Genomic DNA, 20,248 nt, shown 5'->3' on the forward strand with positions numbered 1-20,248 from the left:
CGACTTCCTGGCGGCCGTCGATCGGGTGGAGGGCCGACGCCATCATCCGGGTTCGCATACGACATCCGTGCGACATCGCTCGTACGACTACGTCATCAGCCGCGAGACCCTACACGGGCAGCAGTCCCTGACAACGGTCACCGAAAGTCGTGGGACGTCGCGGCGAGACTCTTCAGGTCCAGCGGGGTGACCTGGTCGGCGACGAGCGACACGGTGCCCTGCCCGACCCTGCGCGATGCAGCGCACGAGCAGCGCCGGGCTGGACAGCCACAGCTGCCGGTGCCGGCGCCAGACCGTTGATCGGACTACGGGGTGGCCTCGGTGGGGATCAGCCGAGCCCGCCGTGCGGGCGGGCGGCGTCCACGAGCCAGACCGCGCCCGGGATGCGGACTCCGGTCGAGGTTTCGTAGGCGGCGAGCCCGGTCCGCAGTTCGTCGCGGATGCTGTCGACAGCGAGTTGGTCTTTTCCTCGGAGATTGAACCGCACCGGTCCCTGGCTGAGGATGAAGTCGGCCGCATCGCTGGCGTCGTGGCCGTAGTCCATGAGTGCCTCGACCGGTCTGATGTTCGCGTCAGTGAACCCTGCCTGGTCGAGTACTGCGCGAATGCGGGCTGGGTCGACCAGGGAGCCCATCCCGCGTGCGGCTGGCGACGGGCTGTGCAGGTGCGGATTCAACGCGGAGGTGGCGCGCGCGTAGGCGCTGTCGGGGCCACCTGCCTGCGGCCCCATGAAGACGAGTCGGCCGCGTGGCCGTAACGCGCGGCGGATGTTGGCGAAGGCGGCGACGGGGTCACTGAAGAACATCACCCCGCCGCGGCTGATCGCGAGGTCGAAGGCACGCTCGGGAAACCCCTGGACCTGGGCGTCGCCCTGCTCGAATTCGACGTTGGCAATTCCCTCTCGCGCGGCGTCGGCCTGAGCGCGGTCGAGCATCGGCGCCGAGAGGTCTACGCCGGTCACGTGTCCGTGGGCCGCCCGGCGTGCTGCCTGCAGAGTCACCTGGCCAGTGCCGCAGCCGATGTCGAGGACGCGGTCGTCCTCCCCGATGGCGGCGGTTTGAAAGAACTCGTCGGTGAACGCGGCGACGATCGCGTTGTAGCGGGCTGGGTTCTGGGCCCAGTGGACGCCCTCCCAGCCATTCCACGCGTCGGCGTGCCCGGTGTTGGCGATGTTCTGCATGGAATCCTCCACCGCTAGACCACTCACTAGAGTCTCCATCTAGTGATTTCTACTAGAGTTAAGCTCTAGTCATGAGCGAGGTCAAGGGCGGGGGAACGCGAGCCCGCAAGGCGCGGGAGACGCGCATGCGCATGCTGGACGCCGCACGGGATCTGTTCCTCGAGCGCGGCTACGGCGCGACGGCGCTCCAGGAGGTCGCCGACCGGGCCGGGGTCGCGGTGCAGACGATCTACTTCACCTTCGGCACGAAGCGTGTATTGCTCAAGGAGCTGGCCGACGTGGCGATCGCCGGCGACCAGGAGCCCGTTGCGACGATGGACCGCCCGTGGTTCTGCGACGCCCTCGCGGCGGAGACCGCCGCCGATCAGCTGCGCCTGCATGTCCGGGGCACGCGCGGGATCCTGGACCGGGTGGCCCCGATTCTCGAAATGCTGCGCGCCGCCGCGCTCGCCGACCCCCAGATCGCCGCGCTGTGGGACGGCGAGGCCGACCCCAGGTTCACCGTCCACGCTGCCGCTGCCCGATCGCTGGTGACCAAACCGGGGATCCGCGCCGGTTCGGATGCGGGGTACGTGGCCGATGTTCTCTTCGGGCTGCTCAGCCCCGAGCTGTACTTGGTGTTGGTCCGCGATCGCGGCTGGTCACCAGAGAGCTGGGAGCGCTGGGCTTTCGACACTCTCAGCGGCCAGTTGTGCGCACCGCTGCGGCCAGACTCTTCAGGTCGAGCGGGGTGACCTGGTCAGCGACCAGGGACGCGGTGCCCTGGCCGAGCTGGGCGATGCCGCGCACGAGCAGCGCCGGGCTGCTCAGCCACAGCTGCCGGTGCCGGCGCCAAACCGTTGACCGGATTAGGGCCGTCGTGCTGGGCTTCGGTACGTGGTTGGGGGTTGAGCCTCCGGCGGTCGTATCCTGCGAACGTTGCAGGGATGAGCCAGGGGTTTCTGTTGCCGCGCACCATGCGACTACAGCGGCAGGAAGCGGGGGAGGGCGGCGGTGGGTAACCACGGGCTACGCCCTATGGGGCAACTCATGGTGATTGCGGCCGGACGGGCGTGCCGTACACCGTGGTCTGGATTCGACGTGAGGACACGTGTTTGCGGAAGAAATCGGGCCGGCGGGGGCAGGTGGCGAAGTCAGTGAACGCGCAGGGCAGGTTTGGTGGTGTCGAGAACGTTCTTTTTGCAGCAACAAGAACGATTTCAAGGCAGCGTTGTCACCACCGGCACCGACCCGGCCCATCGATCGTCCTCGCCGGCGGGATGCCCGGTGATGTCGGTCAGCAATTGCACGTTCGGGGCGCCGGCGGTGAAGTCCAGCGGATCAGGTCGTCGCGCAACGGCGGACGCTTTGCGAGAAGGTCCTTCTTCGTGGCGTGCTGAGAGAAGATCTGCTGCATCGAGCAAATCCGCCGCTTTGAGGACACGCTCTGGGTCGGGTTTTCGTTTTTCGCGCAAGGGGCCGGTAGCTCACGGTTGTTGATCCGTGAGGTTGAGCGTGGACCAGAACAGGACGGCGACGACGAGCAGGAACGCATCTGCGAGGCCGGAGGTGCCTGCGACGAGCACGACCGCGAGCACCAGGGGGATGAGCACGGCTTCGCGACGCGAAATCGCCAACTGGCCTGATGGAGTCTGCTGGGGGGACACGGGATCTCCTGTGGGCGGGCGGCTGCTGCGGATGGGTGTGGCGGGGGCCACTGCGGCGGCTGGGCTTGGGCATGGTTCGCTGGGTCTGCAGCAGAGGGATCGGCGGCGACGCGGGCTGGTGGTGTCGATGGATCGTTCGTGAGCGAGGACAGGGCCTTGGACGGTGGCGGCCGTCGGCTCAGACCTTCGTGCGGCAGGTCATTCCGGCGTCCGGGAGCACCAAGCCAGACGACGCACGTCCGTCGGGCGGCGCAGGGAGCCACGCGAACGCCACGCGCTTAACCGGTTTCGGCACCCGAGGACGGCGCAGGATGCGCCGCCACCCATAGCGGCCGTCCAGACGGTGCCCGGGTGCTCACTCGCGAGGGCATTCGAGCAACAGCCCCTGTTCGTGCTCCTTCGTTGCCGCGAAGCCACTGAACAGGCTCGTGGCGACGCTGTTCATGCACTGCCACAGCCGCATCGGGAACGGCTGGGTAGCGGCGGTCATACGATGCGGCAGCCCGCGCGATACCAGGCGTGCCGGCTTTCGGACGACGTAGAAGGCGTCCGCCGGTTTGTCTCGCCGCACGCCTTGCAAGTCTGCGCACAGGCACCGCCGAAGCCCCAGGATCGATCTCAGAGTGCGCCTCGCTGTCGACGTCGGCGCACCACGCGCGCGAGACCTCGGCGGGGCGTCCCGACACACTCCTTGGCGGCCGTCACTGGGCGCCGTCGAGGAGCGTGCGCTTATGTGCGAGGTGGACCCGTTCGCGCGGTCGTGCGAGCCGAGCTTGCGGAGAGTGTTGGTGATGTGCGCCTTGGTCGTCTCGGTGGATACGCACAGGGCGCGTGCGATCGCAGGATCGGACAGGCCGTCGGCGACGAGCTTCAACACCTCGCGTTCCCGCGCGCCCAGCTGCTCGGCAACCTCGTCCTGCGGCGCCGCTCTGAGCGGGGCCACACGGTAATGCTGAATACGGTAAAGCCTGTCCGGCTCGGTCGCCTGGGCGACGCGGTCGAGCTTCGCGCGCACGGTCTCACGCGCGGCGGCGGTCACGAGCAGCACAGCGATGTAGTCGTGCCGCCGCGCGGTCGGCAGTGACGAGGATTTCGTTTCAGGCTCTGCAGTCATGGGGATCTCCTGATCTCGGTGGCTTCGCGGCAGTGGGTGGCGGCCCACAGGTCGAGCTGCTCGCGCTCGGGCAGCCGACGCGGTCATGGTCGGCATTTCAGCAGCAAGCGAACGCAGTGGGCGAGGCGGCGCCACTGCGCGCGTTACGGAATCACCTCGGCGTCGCCGGGCCAGACTCGGAGCACCCGATCGGCACGGTCGGCGAGCTCGTCGGTTGCCTGGTGCGCGGCGGGCCAGCCGGGCGGGCCACACAGGGTGTCCACTTGAGGTCGCACAGGTATCGCAGCACGCGCAATGTGTTGTTCGCGTCCGGGAACACACGAGGGCGTCCGACCAGTCGAGGTGCCATACAGGCCTGGCTCGGCGCCGAGCTGGGTGTGCCGACCCGGACCGTGTCGCGGGTGCTGGCCCGCCACCGGGTTCCGCGGTTGGCCGCACTGGACCCGATCACCGGACTGCTGATCCGCGCCAGCACCACCACGGCGGTGCGGTATGAGCGGGAACGGCCCGGCGAGCTGGTCCACATGGACCTCAAGAAGATCGGCCGCATCCCCGACGACGGCGGCTGGCGAGCCCACGGCCGGGCCCAAGCGGGAAGCCACCCGCGACCGCAGCGTCAAGATCGGGTTCGACGACGTCCACTCCCTGGTCGACGACCACAGCCGGCTGGCCCACTCCGAAATCCTCTCGGACGAGAAAGGCCCAACCTGCGCCGGCTTCCTGGACCGCGCGATCACCTACTTCGCACATCACGGCATCACCCGCATCGAACGGCCGATGACCGGCAACGCCTGGGCCGCAGTGGCGCTGCGCTGACTGAGCGTGACGAGGAGCTGTCTCGTCACGCAGCGGGTGTGGTCCTGTTGGAGCGGTTGGCCAGCTCAAAGCTTTTCGCTCGCTCATTGCGGCTGAACAGCTACGGCCGCCTGTGACTGATGAATGTCGGGGTAGAACGCTCGCGACCAAGCCCAGAACGCTCAGGTGGTCGCTGCGGGGCCGCACCGTGGCGTCGGCGAGTTCGACCTCGCGGTGGCGTTCTTTTCAGGCTCGGACGACGTCGTCAGGCAAGCCTGAATCTCGTTGCTGCCGAAGGCGTTGTTGCGTGGCATCGGCAGCGCGCCCTGCGGCCGGCGACCTGGTCCGGACCTTGGCCGACGGACAGCGCGAGGCTGCGGCGCAGATCTGGCACGCGTCGGCGCGCGAGCTGGTGACTCCAGGCCCCCCGACGGCACTGCTTTGCTCTTTACCAACCCTCTTCCCGCCTATATGTTGTTGCCCGCAACATATACGCCGTGGTGGGTATCGGAATGTGGCCAGGCCGCTCAGCTAGCGGTTGGCTTGTCTCGCCGCCGGGCGTTCCGCCGCGAGGAGGTGCCGTTTCGATGAAGATGCACGGCGAGGCCACGAAAGCCGGCAGAACGAGGCTTCGCGCCTCGCGCCGCGGGCGGGCGTGGGGCCGTTTCCGCTCGGGCGGGCTCAGGGGCAGGGCGGGCTTCCTGCTGGCGGTCGGTGGTCTGCTGCTGGGCTTGGTGACGGTGCCGGCCTCGGCCGCCCCGGTGGCGGGGCCGGGCGGCGGTGGCGACGGCTGGGTGCTGAGCACGAGCGACACGGCGGAGAACTACTCGCCGACGTTTGTCGGCAACGGCTACCTCGCCGCACGGGTGCCCGCGGCGGGCCACGGGTACAGCACCATGCCCATCGTCACCCAGTCCGAGCTCGCCGGCTTCTACGGCGCGCCCGCGGCGGGGCAGGAGGAGCGAGCGAGCCTGCCGGCCTGGACCACGCTCGGGTTCGGCCGCGGCGGCGACGTCTACGGGATCGAGGGTTGGTCCTGCGGGTTCGGCCAGTTGTGCCCGACCGCGTACGGGAAGGTTTCCGGGGGCGCGTTCCTCGAGTCCTCCCACCCCGGCTCGATCGTCGGGAGCTACTTGGCCGGCCTGAACAGCAACGACACCCCGACAGTCGGCGGCGGCGGCGTCATCCCGGTCCGGAACGCGCCGGCCGGCCCGGCGACGCTGGCCGTGCGGTACGGCAACGGCAGCGGCAGCCCGCAGACCATCCACATCGGCGTGAACGGCACGTTCCGGCAACTGTCCGTGCCCAGCCTGGCCAGCTGGGACGACTGGGCGGTGGTGACTGTGCCGGTGACGTTGAACGCGGGCGCGAACACGCTCGAGGTCACCGTCACCGAGGGGGACACCGCGCGGGTGAACGTCGACTACCTCGCGCTGTATCCGGACGGCGCACAGCCACCGACGCAGATCGCCCCGGCCACGGTCGGCACCACCACGAAGTACCGGCAGTCGATGGACCTGCGCACCGGTTTGCTGACCACGTCGTTCGACTGGACCTCGCCCGCGGGCGATACGACCAGCCTTGCCTACGAGGTCAACGCCAACCGCGCGGACGGCCACCTGGGCACGGTGAGCGTGCAGGCCGTTCCGCACTGGAGCGGAACGGCCACCGTCGTCGACGAGTTCGACGGCAGGGGCCTGGACCACGCCTCGACGACGGACCCGCGCGTGGACGGCAAGACCGCGACACTGTCGCAGACCGTCGTGAGCAACGGGAACCTGGTCACCGCCGGCCTGAACTCGGTACTGCGCATCGGCGGGAAGACGGTGCCGACCCAGGCGATCGCCGACCCGGGTGACGGCGGTGCCGGACAGCGAGCGACTTTCCCGGTCCGCGCCGGAGAGCCGTTGCGGATCACCAAATACGTTGGCGTCGGTTCCAGCGTCGACACCGACCGGCCGCTCGCAGCCGCGACTCCGCAGCAGGCCGCCGCGAAGACCGCGGCCCACGCCGCCGCGGACGGCTATCAGCGCGCGCTGGCACGCAACCGCGATGCCTGGTCACGCCTGTGGCGGTCGAGCATCTCGATTCCCGGTGACCCCACCATGACCACGCAGGTCCACGCGTCGATGTTCTACCTGCTCGCGAGCGTGCGCGCCGGCGTCGTCTGGAGCGCCAGCCCCGGCGGTCTGTCCTCGGACGGCTACAGCGGTCACGTGTTCTGGGACACGGAGACGTGGATGTACCCGGCGCTGCTCGCCCAGTACCCCGACATCGCCGCCGACGCGAACACCTACCGGCAGCAGCGCCTGCCGGCGGCTCAGGCCGCCGCCGCGGCACTGTCCACTCCGGACCACCCGATCAAGGGCGCTAAGTTCCCGTGGCAGAGCGCGCTGACCGGCAAGGAGACAACCCCGGACTGGTCCCCCGACGGCAAGCAGGAAATCCACATCAACTCCGACATCGCCTTGGCGCAGTGGCAGTACTACGAAGCGTCCGGTGACAAGACCTGGCTGCGGGACAAGGCCTGGCCCGTGCTGCAGGGCATCGCCGACTACTGGGCCACGCGTGCCGTCCCCGACCCGGCCGGCGGTTACGCCATCAGGGATGTCAAAGGTCCGGACGAGTACCACGACAACGTCGACAACAGCGTGACCACCAACGCCGGAGCGCAAGCCTCGCTGCGCATCGCGATCCGCGCCGCGGGCATCCTCGGCCGGGCCGCCGATCCGGCCTGGCACAAGGTCGCCGACGGCCTGAAGATCCCGGTCGACACCACGACGAACATCCATCCCGAGTTCGACGGGTACTCCGGGCAGACGATCAAACAGGCTGACGTCACGCTGTTGCAGTACCCGTTGGCGGTGCCGATGTCGCCTGGCCTCGCCCAGAACGACCTCGACTACTACCAGCAGCGCACCGACCTCGACGGCCCGTCCATGACGGACGCGATCGCCACCATCGCCGGTGCCGCCCTCGGGTCGCGGGGCTGCGACGTCTACACCTCCCTGCGCAAGAGCGCGGACCCGTACCTGGCGGCACCGTTCGACCAGTGGTACGAGACCCGCACCGGCGGAGCGTTCGACTTCACCACCGGCCAGGGCGGCTATCTGCAGGAGTTCCTCTACGGGTTCACCGGGCTGCGCTGGGGAACCGACGCCGTCACCGTCGATCCCTTCCTGCCGCCGCAACTGCCGGGTGTCGACCTCACCGGGATCAAGTGGCACGGCCGCTCGTTCGACCTGTCCGTCGGCGCGCGAACGACGAAACTGACCCTGCGCTCCGGCCCGCCGCTCCCGGTCCGGGTCGGCAGCGGCAGCGATGACGTGCGCCAGGTCAGGCCCGGGACCGTGCTGCAGGTGCCCACAAGGCACCCGGCAGGCGACGCCACGAACTGCGGCTCCTGACCAGCACCCTCGGCCGGACTCCCCAGGGACTCCGGCCGAGGGAGCAGCAGCCTGGACCCCGGCTGGCTGCGACCCGAGATGCCCGCGCAAGCGTTGAGCGGACCCCGTTCACCTTCGCGTCCGCCACCCCAGGGCTGAGCGCACGTCGGCTCGACGACCGGGTCGCGGTGGCGCTGCTTGGAAGTGAAGTGACGAGGCCGGAGCGCGTCACGGGTTCGCGGTGAGGAAGTCCGAGCCGTAGACCTCGAGGCAGCGCAGGGCGAGTTCGACGTACATCCAGCGCTGGTCGATGGGGTGGCCGAGGAGTAGTTCGGCCTGGTGGATCCGGTAACGAACGGTGTTGCGGCGCAGGCGCAGCTCCCGACCGGTCGCGGCCGCGTTGCCCGCATTCGCGAAGAAGCGGATCACCGTCGTGCGGAGCCGCCATCACCCGCGAATTGTTCGGTCCATCGATCGTGCGCTGGTACCCCACCGTTCAGTGGTTCAACGGGGACGGATTTGCCGACCTCCTTCGCGCGATGTCGCTGTATCGGAGGCTCGACCACGACGTCCGCGAGCCCCTGCTCGACGCCATTGCCGAGCCCATCCGCAAGCGGATGGGCTCTCGAGTATCACGCCATTATCTGAGCGTCCTCCGTGTCGGACAGCGAGCCGAATGAAGCCAGGGCCCGATCTTCGAACCACCTGCTGCGGCCTAGCTAGCCGACCCCGTCTCCGGTTGGGCTCCGTTGCTCACGGAGCGCCCGATACGGAGCGACACCGGCCGACACAAACGCTCATGAAAAATGCGCCTTGACCTGCGCAGATCAACCCTGGGCGCACTATGTAACACTCGTTGACATCACTAACGAGGGGATTGAAAGTCCGCGGGCGTTGAGACGTGGCGCGGTCGGCCACGATGCTGTGGATGTAGTGCGTGGTGAGTGTGAGTCTGGCTTCGTGTTGGCGGTTGGCCACTGGGCGAGAGGCATCTCGGATGTCCGCTGCCGCGCCCTCGATGTGGCTCTGACCTGCGGAGAAACGTACAGTCGCTACCCGTCGTTGAGCGGTCGGAGTGTCGCTGCTGTCGGTGACTGCTTGGGCACGCTGAAGCTGGCGGGCTCGGTGAGCTCATGGTTTTGCTGATGCACGCGTACGCGGTGGGTTTCCATGCCGCGCGTGAAGCGTCGCGTTGGCAGGGCTTCGGTGGGAGCCGGCGGGTGTTGTTGGATGCGGATGTGGAGGTGCTGCTCGCGCCCTGGTTCGCGACGCGGTAGGACGCCGCACCACACTCGCGGTGTGGTGCGGCGTCCTGTCAGCGGCTTCTCAGTTGATTTGTTGGGCGAGCGCCGTTACCTGGGTGGGTGTGAGGGTGTAGTTCCAGGCTTGCAGGTGGCTGATGCTGCCGGGGAAGTAGAACGTACTCGTGCTGCCGTATTTGCCTCGGCCGATGGTGAAGGGGCCGGTGGCGTTCCATCCGGTGACGTCGGTGACGGTTTGGGCGAGTGTTCCGTTGATGTAGAGGGCCATGGTGTGGGTGGGCGTACCCGGTGCTGCCGTCGGTGGTCAGGACGGTGCCGCGGGTGGCGTCTGGTGTGTAGGTGGCGCCTGCGGTGAGTGTTGCGGGGTTTACAGAAAACGTGTGATCAACAACGACCCGTTCTGGGTAACGATCACGTAGCCGAGCGAGGGGACGCATGAACAAGCCGGTGAGGACAACGACCGCTGACCTGCACATGAGTCACGGTCACTTCGTCATCAGGGACGTGAGTGCGGACTTGCCCGCGCCACGCCTTGCCCGCGTCAACGGTTTCGTGGGGACGGATCTCGTCAACGGCGCGGTTGTCCTCACCGGCATCCATACGGGTTCGGTCACCGTGACCCTGCAACTGCTCGACACCGCACCCGACTCGGTCGACCTCGACGGCTGGGACGAAGTCGCCGAAGTCTCGCTCGAGTCGGAGTACGGAGAACTCATCGTGCACGGCATCATGGAAGACCCGCCGGATTTCCCCGAGCTGGCCCACACAGGACCCGGCACCTACCGGGTACGCGTGCACGCCCGCGGCCGCGACATCGCCCCCCATCTCAACGTCCAGGAACCCGTCGAGAACTACCTGCTTTCCGTGTGGCCGGCACCGCAAGCACCCGACGTCGTCTACAAACAGTCGGACGAGCGCGGACAGGAATACCGGGCAGCACGGAAGCCGAGACCCTGACGTGTTGAGGCGGCCGCGCCGGTGATCTTTCCTGGAGACGAGTTTCGCGAGGCCGGTTTGAGGCAAGCGTGGAACGTCCTGTCCTCCGACGCCTGCCCGTGGTGCACGGGAGTGGCAGGATTCCGGCGTGGCAGCGCGCAAGAACCCCGAGTACCCGAAGGCGCCGGCGGTCCTGACTGGCGGCCTGCCGTGGCGCGTCGACCGGGGCGCGACGGGCTTTTGGGACGCGGGTGGAAAACCGTTGCCCAGCACGGACCTGACCCGCTTCCGCGCGGTCTGCTTCGCGGCGGCGAGGACCGCTGGCGGCCGCGTCGGTGTGGTGACCCGTCTCGCGACGGCGACCTTCCACGTGGTCACGATCACCGGCCGCGGATGGTCCCGTACGGTCCTGTGTCACGCCCACCTCGCCGTGGTCGCGTTTCCGTCGGCACCACCGCAAGGCTGGGGATCGCCACGGACTTTCGATGAGCCGCCGGACTGGGCGGGGCAGTTCGCCCTGGCCGGGTTCCGGGTGCTCGGCCAAGTCGAACTCGCGACGCCGGTCGAGGAGTTGGACTTGTCCAGCCTCGCCGGGGCCGAACGCACCCAGGCGCGCCACTGGCGGCCGGCCACCCTGGGCGAGCTGCTGTTCAACTGCTGGGACTGACCAGCGTCGGCCGGAAACGACCGGAGCCCCGGCAGATCACCGACGCCCTGCGCGGTGGGCCGCGAAGGCGGACGGTGGTGCGGACATTCCGCTGGTGCGAGAGCTGAACAACCGACACGGCCAAGCGGCGCACCGCAGCCTGGCGGATCGGCGGCGCAGTTGAGAAACGGCCGGTGCCACCCCATCGAGATTGATCATCTCTGGGCCATTCGAGTGCGGCTCGTTCGATCTTCTTCCCCGCGGAGCTCCGCCCACAGCACGAGCGCAGGTGGTGACCTCCGCCATGCAACGGGTTGGACGCTGCGCTCCGTCTACCCATCACCGGCTGCCCAGCGCTGGTACCCGACGGGCGCCGGCGAAGAGTCTGCTCGCACGAACCCGACGGAGGGCGGAAGACATGAACGTTCCCACAGCTGACGGCACGGTACGCATGCTGCTGCTCGCCGCCGACGTCGACGAGCCGGGCACTGTTCAGCTCGACGCGGTCATCCCCTACCAGGTGGGCGTCGACGGCATCGTGTACTGGAATGCGCCCTGCGAATCCGGGTTGACCTTCGTGCTCCTTAACCTCGATCCCACAGATCTGCCCAGCGGCGTTGTGCACCAGCGGCCCGACGGTTCCGAAGTGCTGCGCACGATCGACGGCTACCGCCTGGAGGTCGACACCGGAAACGGAGTGGCCGTCTTCGCACCGAACGGACAGCGTCGATCGGTGGCCGGAATCTTCCTCGTCAAGCCCTAGCTGCCGGCGCCCGCCTGGCCCGCCGGTAACGGCATCGGCGGCGAGGGCGGTCGGGCCGTGTGCGCACCGAGGACTCGGCCGACGAGCGGCCAACGCGGCTGCTCGCCGCGTGGCGCCGCGGGTCAAGGCAGAACCTTTCGCGCCGTCGCTGGACGTCGCAACGATGAAGTACCTGTGGTCGGTACCGGAGTCATACCGGGAAGACCTGGCACTCGTCCGCGCGGTCGACGAGGACCACGCCGACCGGTTCTGGCTGGAGCTGGCCGGGCGAACGGTCGGTGACTGCGCTCCCCAGCGTTTCGCGAAGCCCGTGACGGTTCGCGCTGACGCGACGTTGTTCGAGGCCGCCGTGTTGATGGCCCGGCAGCACAGTCCGCTCGTGGCCGTTGTCGACGACATGGGCTTGCTCGTCGGCGCCATTACCCTCGAGCGGCTGATCACGGGGCTGGCGGTGTTCGGCCCCGAGGAATAGCGCGCACCCGGGCCATCTGCCGAAGCCGTCGGCGACGGCACCTAGGTTCGGAGGTTCGTGTGGTGCGTCATTCTGCCGCCGATGACGTCGCTCGTCGCCCCGTCCGGGTCCGGTGTGCCTGGCCGCGGGGAGGGTCGCCGTGACCGCAGTTCTCTCGCTGGTGATCTTCGTCGTCGCGTTCTTCTTCATCGCTACGGAGAAGGCCGACAAGACGAAAGTGGCGCTGGTCGCCGCCGGTCTCATGGCGGTGCTGGGCCTGATCCCGGGTACCGAGGTGTTTTTCTCCGAGCATGCGGGCGTCGACTGGCGTGTTCGACTACCTCGCCATCTGGGCGGCCAAAAGGGCCAAAGGCCGGCCCTACCGGCTGATGGTGATGTTCATGACGATCACGGCGATCGCTTCCCCGTTCCTGGACAACGTCACCACGATCATGCTGGTCGCCCCGGTCACGGTGGTCGTCTGCAACCGGCTGCGCATCCCCGCCCAGCCCTATCTGATCACCGAGATCCTCGCGTCCAATATCGGTGGCGCGGCCACGTTGATCGGCGATCCTCCCAACATCATCATCGGCAGCCGCGCCGGGCTCACGTTCACCGACTTCCCCGTCCACATGGCACCGATCGTGGTGATCGTCTTCGTGGCTTTCGTGCTGTTCACCAGACTGTTGTTCCGCAAGTCTTTCCGCTACCACCCCGAGCACGTGGCCGCGGTGCTGGCTCTGCACGAACGGCGCGCGATCACCGATCCGCGCATGCTGCGCCGTTGCCTGGTCGTGTTCGCCGCGGTAGTGCTCTGCTTCGGGCTGCATTCCGTGCTCCGCTCGTCTTCTTCATGAGCTTGTTCGTGATGGTCGCCGGGCTCGCGCACACCGGCGTCATCGAGACCGCCGGCGGCTGGACGACACAGATTTTCGGCGACAACCACCTCGCCGCGGCAACCGCGTTGCTCTTCGGATCGAGCGCGCTGGGCGCGTTCTTCGACAACATTCCCTACGTCGCCACCATGACTCCGATCGTCGAAGGCATGGTCGCCGAGGTACCCGACGCCCAGACGGGACAAGCCCTCTGGTGGGCCTTCGCGCTCGGAGCCGACTTCGGCGGCAACGGCACCGCGGTCGCGGCCAGCGCCGACGTCGTCGCCATCGGCATCGCCGCCCGCACCGGCCACGCCATCACCTTCTGGCAGTTCACCCGCTACGGCCTTGTCGTCACTGTCCTCAGTACGGCGATGGCTTGGGGATACGTCTGGCTGCGCTACTTCACCTGACTCCCATCGCCCCACAGAGCCGGCTCGTGACAGCCACGCTCACGGCGTTGCGGAAGCACAGCGGCAGCATCGCCTGGCGATCGGTCTCCAGCAGTTCGACCGGTCGGCCCTGGATCGCCCGGACGATCCGGTTGTTCGCCGTGGCCAGACACTCGTCGAGCTGGGTGTTGGAGCCCGCCGGACCGGTGAAGACCCGGCCGGGCAGAAACGAGGTCTCCAGGAACTGGTTGTTCCGCTCGACCATGCCCTTGAACTCACGGTCTCGCGGCGGCGCGAGCACGATCTTCGTGGCCAGGGTGCCGGCGAACGCCGCCGCCGGGGTGCTCACCCGCGCGGTCCCGCCGATCGCGAACTCCCGGTCCCAGACCAGCCGCTTCGTGACTCGTCCGATCCCGTTGATCCGCTGCCGCATCCCGGACAGAATGTCCCCGGCCTGCCGCGACGCGTTCCTGACCCGCGGCGACCGGGATCCGCGGCTCGTGGGAACCACAGGTCGCACTGGGCGATCTGGCCGGGCTCGTAAACCACCCGGTCGACCGGGTCGATCCCCGCATACTCCGGCCGCGACGCCGCCAGCTTCTTCTTCAGCGGCGACATCGAGTACAGCCACCCGATCTTCTGCGCGATCACCGGTCCCGGCATCCGCGGCCACTCCGCCGGCAACACCCGGATCCGCGGCTCGAACGCATCCCGCCAACGACCCCTGCGCAGCCCGTTGATACGACGGCGCCCCTTCTACCTCAACGCCGCCCGAACCGTGTTCCGCGCGATCCCCAACCGCCGGTCAATCTCCTTGATCGGCACGCCCTCAGCCCGATGCAACCGGGGGATCTCCGCCCAGTCCTCCACGTTCAACACCCTCCTACATCAGAGGGGGTCAACTTTCGGAAGACTCCTGGGGGTCAGTTTTCACGAGTCGGCGGCACGGCGGCGTACACAACTTCGCTCATGGCGACATCGCGGAGGGTTCGTCGACCTCGCGAGCGTCGGCTGCCCGCCGACGCCCGACGTCCTTGGCCACGCATAGCAACTGTCTCCCATGATCGCCGAGAACGGCAGGCGTGAAACCCGAAGTGCTGGGCGCCGATCACCAAGTCCTGGGATACGGCCACCTCCGGTTCAACCGCTGCTGTCACAGGCTACGTGCGGCTCGTTGGATTCGGGGCCGGGGCCGGGCGCTCGCACCCGGTGGCGGTTGACAGGGACACCGAGCGACCTTGTCGGTGAGGATTTCATACGGATCAGCACGATGGGCGTGCCTCGATACCACGGTTCCTCGAGCGGCTCCCACGCCTACGACCGGCTCGCCTGCGCGCCCGACACGTTCCCGCACTGAAGCAGCCAGGCGCAAGGCGCGAGTTCACCGTTCTGGCCGAGGTCACGCTCCCCTGACCACCCGGCGCATACCTCCGAATGTTCGACCGAGGACGAACGTAGGCTCCGTGACGGGATGGGTGGGTGTGATTCCTCAACCTCGGTTACCGCCGCCGGTCGGCTCCTACGAAGGTAGGCCGTCACGGCGGCGCGCCCACCGCAACGGGACTTGTTGCGGCCCGGTGGCAGTTTGAGCCTGCACCGGGCGATGACGTCTGCCAGCCAGTCGGGAGTAGCGAACTTCAGTCCGTACTGAGCTACCAGGCCTGCCCCGAACCTTGAAACAGACCAGGAGGGGTAGTCAGCTCGAACGACTCTTCGAAAGCGTGGCGAACGTGCGAGTCGAACCGACCCCACACGTTAGCCACGTTATTCGCGTTCGGCGTCATGATCAGGATCACAAGGCTTTCGATACCGTGCCGGTCGTACGTTCGAGTAATTCCCTGCCCTCACCGCGCGGAGCAGCACTTGACCACCGACGCCCAACCCTCGCTGACCTAATCACCGCAGGCGAAGACCCGCCTCTGCCATCCGAACCCGGGCGCTGAGTTCGGTTTCCCAGTGATCGTTTTGACCGAACTCAGCGCCGCCGGTTCCGCGACCGCCGCGGGTGGATGGAATTCGCCACCGAGCGGCGGAACTCGACAAAAATGCGGACGCGCACCCGCTCCGCACACCCCCAGGACACGTCTAAGAGGTGCAGGAAACGAAACCGTCGCCGCAGGCGGGTATTGCCGGGCAACGCTGGGAAGTCGAATTCGGTGGTCCGGCGCGGGTCGAGCGCGATGCGTTCGATGTCTTCGCCGAAGGGGTCGCGGCAGCCGGAGTAGAGCATTACTCGATCCGAGCTCAGACAATCAGAGGCGACGGCCCGCAGAACCGGCTTCGATGCCTCATGCCGGTACGTACGCTGCGACGGCCCGGCGGTTCAGGCGGACCGTGACGGGGGTCCGTGTGGCTTCACCGGTCGGGGACGGGTCTTCCTGACGTCAGAAATGTGGCCGCCCGCTCGGCGATGGCGAGCACGGTGGCGTTAGTGTTGCTCGAAACGACCGAGGGCATGACGGACGCGTCGGCTATGCGGACATTCTCGATGCCATGCACCCGCAGATCCGGCGCCACAACCGCATGTGTGTCCGTACCAATGCGGCAGGTGCCCACAAAGTGATGGTAGGTGGATAAACTCCGCCGAACGTGGTCGCGCAGGTCGGCGTCGCCGCGTGCGGCAGCTCCGGGGGATGTCTCGCGTTCGCGCCAGCCGTCGAGGAATCTCGCCTCGCCGAGTTCCCTGGCTCGTTGGAGACCGACGACGAGGCGGTCGAGGTCGCGCTCGTCGCCCAGGTAGTTCGGGTCGATGCGCGGCGCCGTGCGGGGATCCGCGTCGGCCAGGCGGAGCGAGCCGCGGCTGAACGGGGTCATCAGCGCTACGCGTACCGAGTACCCGCTCTCCTCTCCCGGCCGCAAACGAGGATAGAGGGGGCTGTCGAAAAAGATCATCTGCAAATCTGGCTGGTCGTCAAGTCCGCTGCTGAACCGGACTTCCGGCTTACGGAAGAAGCCCCTCTCAACCGGTTGACGCGCCGTGTACGCAAGAGAGACGAGCGGATGGTCGTGCAGGTTCTCACCCACACCGGGTAGGTCTGCCCGTACCTTGACGCCGACTTCGCGCAGCTGGTCGGCCGGTCCCACTCCTGACACCATCAGCAGTTGCGCCGAGCCGAACGCGCCGGCGGTGAGGACGACCTCACCCCGAGCCTCGACCGTATGCTCCTCGCCGTCCCTGACGTAGACGACACCGCGGCATCTCTGCCGCTCGAGGACGAGCCTGGAGGCGAAAGCGCGGTCGACGACGGTGAGATTGCGGCGATGCAGGATCGGGCGCAGGTAGGCGTCAGCGGCGGACTGTCGCTTCCTACCGACGACATTCACTTCAATCCACGACGAGCCCTCGCCTTGTGCCCCATTGAGGTCGTCGCGGTAGGAATGGCCCGTTTCGATCGCGGCGCCTAGAAGGGACTCGAACAGTGGATGGGTGTCGGGGGCCGGCGCCACTGTCATCGGTCCACTGGTTCCCCGGTACGCTGGATCGCGTCCCGGCGCGCTCTCGCTGCGCTTCAGAAACGGCAGCATCTCCTGATAATTCCACCCCACCGCACCTCCCTTCTCCCAAGCGTCGTAACTGAGAGCGTGCCCGCGGATATGCATCAATGCGTTGATACTGCTCGATCCCCCGAGAACTTTTCCCCGCGGAACGGGATGCACGGCGCCTTCAGTGTGCGTCTGGGGAGTTGTGGAGAACGCCCAGTCTGCCCCCGTGCCAGCCAGCGACAACCAGGAACCCGGGTCCGACACGGCGGGAGGAGCGTCGGCGTTACCGGCCTCCAGGAGCATCACCGTCACCGTCGGGTCCGCGGAGAGCCGCGAGGCCAGGACGCATCCGGCTGTCCCGCCTCCAATCACGACAAAGTCATATTCTTCCATGATCATCCAAAAAAGTAACGGTCGCTTGTGAAAACACGCCAAAATTTGACCTGCGGGCCACATTAAAGACAGCAAATATGGTGGAAATCACAGCATTGAGGGGCTGGCATAGCTGGTGTTGAACCCCGAATCAGAACGGATGGGGTAGTCATCGCAAAAGACCCTTCGAAAGCGTGACGAACGTGCGCGCCGACCTACCCCACTTACACGTTAGCCATGCTAGTTGCGTTCAGCGTCATGATCACGGTCACAAGGCTGCCGAGGCGTTGCCGGTCCCGTGCCCGAGCGCTTCCCTGCCCTGAATGGCGTGGATGCGCACGCGGCCACGGTGACCACCGACGCCCACCCTCGCCTGAACCGGCCGGTAGCTGACTCGGCGGGTAGCCGTCCGGCTGCGCGCGACTATTTGGAGTCGCCGCGGGGTGAAGCAGCAGCAAACGAAAGATCCAGACGGTGCGGACCGCGCTCTCACTGATTGGATGAACTTTGGGCAAAACTGCAAACCTGCGGGTCGTTCGAACTGCCCTAAGTGCAGGGAAGTGCGGCGCGTTCGTCCCGATCAGCGGTGCCGGCGAGTGTCTGGCTGGGAATATCGCTGTGGCCCATCTGGTAGAAGGAGTCATGGACTTTGGGATCTCGACGTTTGTGACTGATGAAGGCATCCGGCCCGACGTGCTGGGTGAGGCCCTGGAGGAGCGGGGCTTCGACTCGCTGTTCCTGGCCGAGCATTCGCACATCCCCGTGAGCCGGAAGAGCCCCCACCCCCGCTACGACGACATCCCGCGCTGGTACTACCGCACGCTGGACCCGTTCGTCGCGCTGACCGCGGCCGCGGTGAACACGTCGAACCTTGTGCTGGGCACGGGCATCGCGTTGCTGATCCAGCGCGATGTGTTCTACACGGCCAAGGAGGTCGCGTCACTCGACCTGGTGTCGCGCGGGCGGGTGGCGTTCGGCGTCGGCGTGGGCTGGAACCGCGAGGAGACGGCCAACCACGGCATCGACCTGCGCACCCGCGGTGAGCGGCTCGACGAGCAGATCGAGGCGCTCAAGGCGATCTGGACCCAGGAGCAGGCCGAATATCACGGCAAGCACGTCGACTTCGACCCGATCTTCGCCTGGCCCAAGCCCGTGCAGACCCCGCACCCGCCGATCTACATCGGCGGAGGGAGCCCGGCCGCGCTGCGCCGGCTCGCCCGCCACGGTGACGCTTGGCTGCCGACCCAGCAGACCTCCGCCGACGAGATCCGCCGCGTCCGCGACTGGCTCGGTGAACAGGGTCGCACCAACGTGCCGTTCACCGTTTTCGGCGACGGCTCCACCGACGCCGACGCGATCAAGCGTTTCGCCGAAGCCGGCGTCGAGCGCTACACGTTCCTGCTGCCCACGCTGCCCGAAGCCGAGACACTCACCGCCCTCGACGACCTCGCACGGCTGGCGGCAGATCACCGGTGAACCGCGGTTTTATGCGCATGCGAGGTTCGGGATAGTTCGCCACGGACGAGGGCATCCGTCCCGAAGCACTGTTCGTCGGAGAGCGCTCGCGCATCCTTGCCGGCCGGCAGTCGCCGCGCCCGGCCGGTACCTGCGCCGCAGCCTGCTGCGCGGCGCCGCGGCGCGAACTCGTTCCGCGCGCACGCCGCTACTGTCCGCGCGACCGCCGATTCCGTGCACTTGCGCGCGGCTCGGTACCTCTACGCCATCGCCGCTGAAGTCCACGGTCTTCTGCCAGATCTCCCGTAACCTCGGCCACGTCAGCCTCGCCACCACTGAGGCCTACCTCGAACAAGGCCGCTACCGGGCCGGCACCACCGACCCCCCCTGACCTCATCACCGCAGGTGAAGGAACCGCTCCTGCTATTCAGCCGGAACACCACGCGTTGACGGGTGCGCGAGCTGGTCGTGGCAGCGGTCAGCCCGGTTATGGACGACTAGCCCGTCACTATGGTCTGCCACATACTTCTCAGCAGCTGGGCGGACAACACGCCTCCCGTTCACCCGCGTCCTGGTCCTGATCTGCCAACTGGTCGCAACTCCGTGCCGTGACTGCACTTCTTGCCTGCGCCGACCACGACGTCTGGGCCGCAGCGCAACTACTCCTCTTCGCAGGCTCCAACCTCCGCGTCGGCGAGCACGGCTCCGACTGCGAGGGAACCTGCGGTAGATGGTGGTCGAGTCCATCGGCGTCGACGCGCTCGACAACGCGGCGAACGTGATCGGCGAACTCGCCGGGACAGCAAACTGTGGTAGAGGGGTTGCCCGACGTGGGGTTGGTTCCTCTTGACGGTGGAGCCGGGGTGAGAGCATCTCGCAGCGTCCACTGTGGAATACCCGCGGTCGGGCAGCGTTGCAAGTCATTGCTGGTGCGGTGGTGTCCTCGGGCTCCACCCACTGGCCTCCCGGGCCGCGAGTCTTCGGCTCCGGGCTGCGGCACTCGCCTGGAGGCGACCCCGCGCCGGCTTCATGCCACCCGTTCCGCTGCATCCCTCCCCACAGCAGCTCGGGGGGCTGATGTGCTTCCTGCTCATCCCGCCGGACTCCCGAGCGCGGCGGGAGCGGGGCATCCAGTCCCACCACGAATGAACTCCCGCTCGCACCCACCGACCCCCAGCGACAAGGCGGGGCGGGACCGAGTGCCGGCGGAGGGTAAGGACCCCGGACAAGGAGACGCTGTCTTCGTGGCTAACGAACCAGGAGGGAGCACGAATGCTTGAGGGTGACGAGCACGTCGGCCGCTACGAGGAGCCTGACGGCGAAGTCGGCCACGACCGGCGACCAGGGGTACCGACACTGGTCACCACTACCAAGGGCCGCAAACTCGTGTTGATCTACTAGTGTCCTGCGTCAGAAATTCGTCGGCAGAAGTTGGCGAGTGACTCGAGGATCTCAGCGGCGGTCTTGGTCCAGATGAAAGGCCTGGGGTTGT

Annotated in this window: 18 protein-coding genes and 3 pseudogenes; 12 read left to right on the plus strand and 9 right to left on the minus strand. The window is 67.4% G+C overall.

Going from position 1 to position 20,248, the window contains the following annotated elements:
* Positions 1 to 328 precede the first annotated feature (328 nt).
* Positions 329 to 1,180, minus strand: a complete 852-nt coding sequence (locus tag AB0H62_RS49450; RefSeq protein WP_360592833.1) for a methyltransferase domain-containing protein — start codon at positions 1,178 to 1,180, stop codon at positions 329 to 331.
* A 71-nt stretch (positions 1,181 to 1,251) separates the two neighbouring features.
* Here AB0H62_RS49450 and AB0H62_RS49455 point away from each other — a divergent pair, with 71 nt between their 5' ends.
* Positions 1,252 to 1,914, plus strand: coding sequence for a helix-turn-helix domain-containing protein (locus AB0H62_RS49455; protein WP_360592834.1), 663 nt, complete (start codon positions 1,252 to 1,254; stop codon positions 1,912 to 1,914).
* Between the two features lie 465 nt (positions 1,915 to 2,379).
* Here the strand turns inward: AB0H62_RS49455 and AB0H62_RS49460 are convergent, their stop codons facing one another.
* The 3 genes from AB0H62_RS49460 to AB0H62_RS49470 all read right to left on the minus strand — a co-directional run bounded on the left by AB0H62_RS49460 (position 2,380) and on the right by AB0H62_RS49470 (position 3,940).
* Positions 2,380 to 2,634, minus strand: coding sequence for a hypothetical protein (locus AB0H62_RS49460; protein ID WP_360592835.1), 255 nt, complete (start codon positions 2,632 to 2,634; stop codon positions 2,380 to 2,382).
* 12 nt (positions 2,635 to 2,646) lie between these two features.
* Positions 2,647 to 2,826, minus strand: a complete 180-nt coding sequence (locus tag AB0H62_RS49465) for a hypothetical protein (RefSeq protein ID WP_220240231.1) — start codon at positions 2,824 to 2,826, stop codon at positions 2,647 to 2,649.
* Positions 2,827 to 3,181: 355 nt separating this feature from the next.
* The gene (locus AB0H62_RS49470; RefSeq protein WP_360592836.1) at positions 3,182 to 3,940 is read right to left on the minus strand and encodes a LuxR C-terminal-related transcriptional regulator; all 759 of its coding nucleotides are present in this window, start codon (positions 3,938 to 3,940) and stop codon (positions 3,182 to 3,184) included.
* Positions 3,941 to 4,299: 359 nt separating this feature from the next.
* Here AB0H62_RS49470 and AB0H62_RS49475 point away from each other — a divergent pair.
* A pseudogene (locus AB0H62_RS49475) lies at positions 4,300 to 4,738 on the plus strand (IS481 family transposase); the annotation flags it as partial.
* 584 nt (positions 4,739 to 5,322) lie between these two features.
* Positions 5,323 to 8,142 carry a glycosyl hydrolase family 65 protein gene (locus tag AB0H62_RS49480; RefSeq protein ID WP_360592837.1) on the plus strand — a complete coding sequence of 940 codons (2,820 nt, stop codon included), beginning with the start codon at positions 5,323 to 5,325 and terminating at the stop codon, positions 8,140 to 8,142.
* Positions 8,143 to 8,349: 207 nt separating this feature from the next.
* Here the strand turns inward: AB0H62_RS49480 and AB0H62_RS49485 are convergent, their stop codons facing one another.
* On the minus strand, positions 8,350 to 8,550 hold the full coding sequence (locus AB0H62_RS49485; RefSeq protein ID WP_220240235.1) for a helix-turn-helix domain-containing protein: 201 nt from the start codon (positions 8,548 to 8,550) through the stop codon (positions 8,350 to 8,352).
* 716 nt (positions 8,551 to 9,266) lie between these two features.
* Here AB0H62_RS49485 and AB0H62_RS49490 point away from each other — a divergent pair.
* A complete protein-coding gene (locus tag AB0H62_RS49490) occupies positions 9,267 to 9,398 on the plus strand; it encodes a hypothetical protein (protein ID WP_360592838.1) in 132 nt (43 codons plus the stop codon).
* A gap of 49 nt (positions 9,399 to 9,447) precedes the next feature.
* On the opposite strand, the gene AB0H62_RS49495 is transcribed toward AB0H62_RS49490, so the two are convergent.
* Positions 9,448 to 9,651, minus strand: coding sequence for a LamG domain-containing protein (locus AB0H62_RS49495; protein WP_220240236.1), 204 nt, complete (start codon positions 9,649 to 9,651; stop codon positions 9,448 to 9,450).
* Between the two features lie 236 nt (positions 9,652 to 9,887).
* Here AB0H62_RS49495 and AB0H62_RS49500 point away from each other — a divergent pair, with 236 nt between their 5' ends.
* The 6 genes from AB0H62_RS49500 to AB0H62_RS49525 all read left to right on the plus strand — a co-directional run bounded on the left by AB0H62_RS49500 (position 9,888) and on the right by AB0H62_RS49525 (position 13,467).
* Positions 9,888 to 10,340 (plus strand): hypothetical protein, encoded by a 453-nt coding sequence (locus AB0H62_RS49500; protein ID WP_360592839.1) that lies wholly within the window; start codon positions 9,888 to 9,890, stop codon positions 10,338 to 10,340.
* 127 nt (positions 10,341 to 10,467) lie between these two features.
* Positions 10,468 to 10,986, plus strand: coding sequence for a hypothetical protein (locus AB0H62_RS49505; protein ID WP_360592840.1), 519 nt, complete (start codon positions 10,468 to 10,470; stop codon positions 10,984 to 10,986).
* A gap of 430 nt (positions 10,987 to 11,416) precedes the next feature.
* The gene (locus tag AB0H62_RS49510; protein ID WP_220240239.1) at positions 11,417 to 11,728 is read left to right on the plus strand and encodes a hypothetical protein; all 312 of its coding nucleotides are present in this window, start codon (positions 11,417 to 11,419) and stop codon (positions 11,726 to 11,728) included.
* A 163-nt stretch (positions 11,729 to 11,891) separates the two neighbouring features.
* On the plus strand, positions 11,892 to 12,200 hold the full coding sequence (locus AB0H62_RS49515) for a CBS domain-containing protein (protein WP_360592841.1): 309 nt from the start codon (positions 11,892 to 11,894) through the stop codon (positions 12,198 to 12,200).
* 290 nt (positions 12,201 to 12,490) lie between these two features.
* Entirely contained in the window at positions 12,491 to 13,036 is a 546-nt protein-coding gene (locus AB0H62_RS49520; protein ID WP_360592842.1) for an SLC13 family permease, read from the plus strand.
* Complete coding sequence (locus AB0H62_RS49525; RefSeq protein WP_360592843.1) at positions 13,033 to 13,467, plus strand: SLC13 family permease; 435 nt, start codon at positions 13,033 to 13,035, stop codon at positions 13,465 to 13,467. The genes AB0H62_RS49520 and AB0H62_RS49525 overlap by 4 nt, the downstream gene beginning before the upstream one ends.
* Before the next feature lie 58 nt (positions 13,468 to 13,525).
* Here AB0H62_RS49525 and AB0H62_RS49530 read toward each other — a convergent pair.
* The 3 genes and pseudogenes from AB0H62_RS49530 to AB0H62_RS49540 all read right to left on the minus strand — a co-directional run.
* Positions 13,526 to 14,325 (minus strand): annotated as a pseudogene (locus AB0H62_RS49530) (IS21 family transposase); the annotation flags it as partial.
* A gap of 1,096 nt (positions 14,326 to 15,421) precedes the next feature.
* Positions 15,422 to 15,676 (minus strand): hypothetical protein, encoded by a 255-nt coding sequence (locus tag AB0H62_RS49535; RefSeq protein ID WP_360592844.1) that lies wholly within the window; start codon positions 15,674 to 15,676, stop codon positions 15,422 to 15,424.
* 125 nt (positions 15,677 to 15,801) lie between these two features.
* On the minus strand, positions 15,802 to 17,328 hold the full coding sequence (locus tag AB0H62_RS49540; RefSeq protein WP_360592845.1) for a GMC family oxidoreductase N-terminal domain-containing protein: 1,527 nt from the start codon (positions 17,326 to 17,328) through the stop codon (positions 15,802 to 15,804).
* 615 nt (positions 17,329 to 17,943) lie between these two features.
* Between AB0H62_RS49540 and AB0H62_RS49545 the strand changes: the two genes are divergently transcribed.
* A complete protein-coding gene (locus tag AB0H62_RS49545; protein ID WP_220240243.1) occupies positions 17,944 to 18,777 on the plus strand; it encodes an LLM class F420-dependent oxidoreductase in 834 nt (277 codons plus the stop codon).
* A 1,251-nt stretch (positions 18,778 to 20,028) separates the two neighbouring features.
* Positions 20,029 to 20,139: pseudogene (locus AB0H62_RS49550) on the plus strand (nitroreductase family deazaflavin-dependent oxidoreductase); the annotation flags it as partial.
* Positions 20,140 to 20,248: the final 109 nt, after the last annotated feature.

The sequence above is a fragment of the Amycolatopsis sp. NPDC050768 genome, from assembly GCF_040654155.1.
Lineage (GTDB): Bacteria > Actinomycetota > Actinomycetes > Mycobacteriales > Pseudonocardiaceae > Amycolatopsis.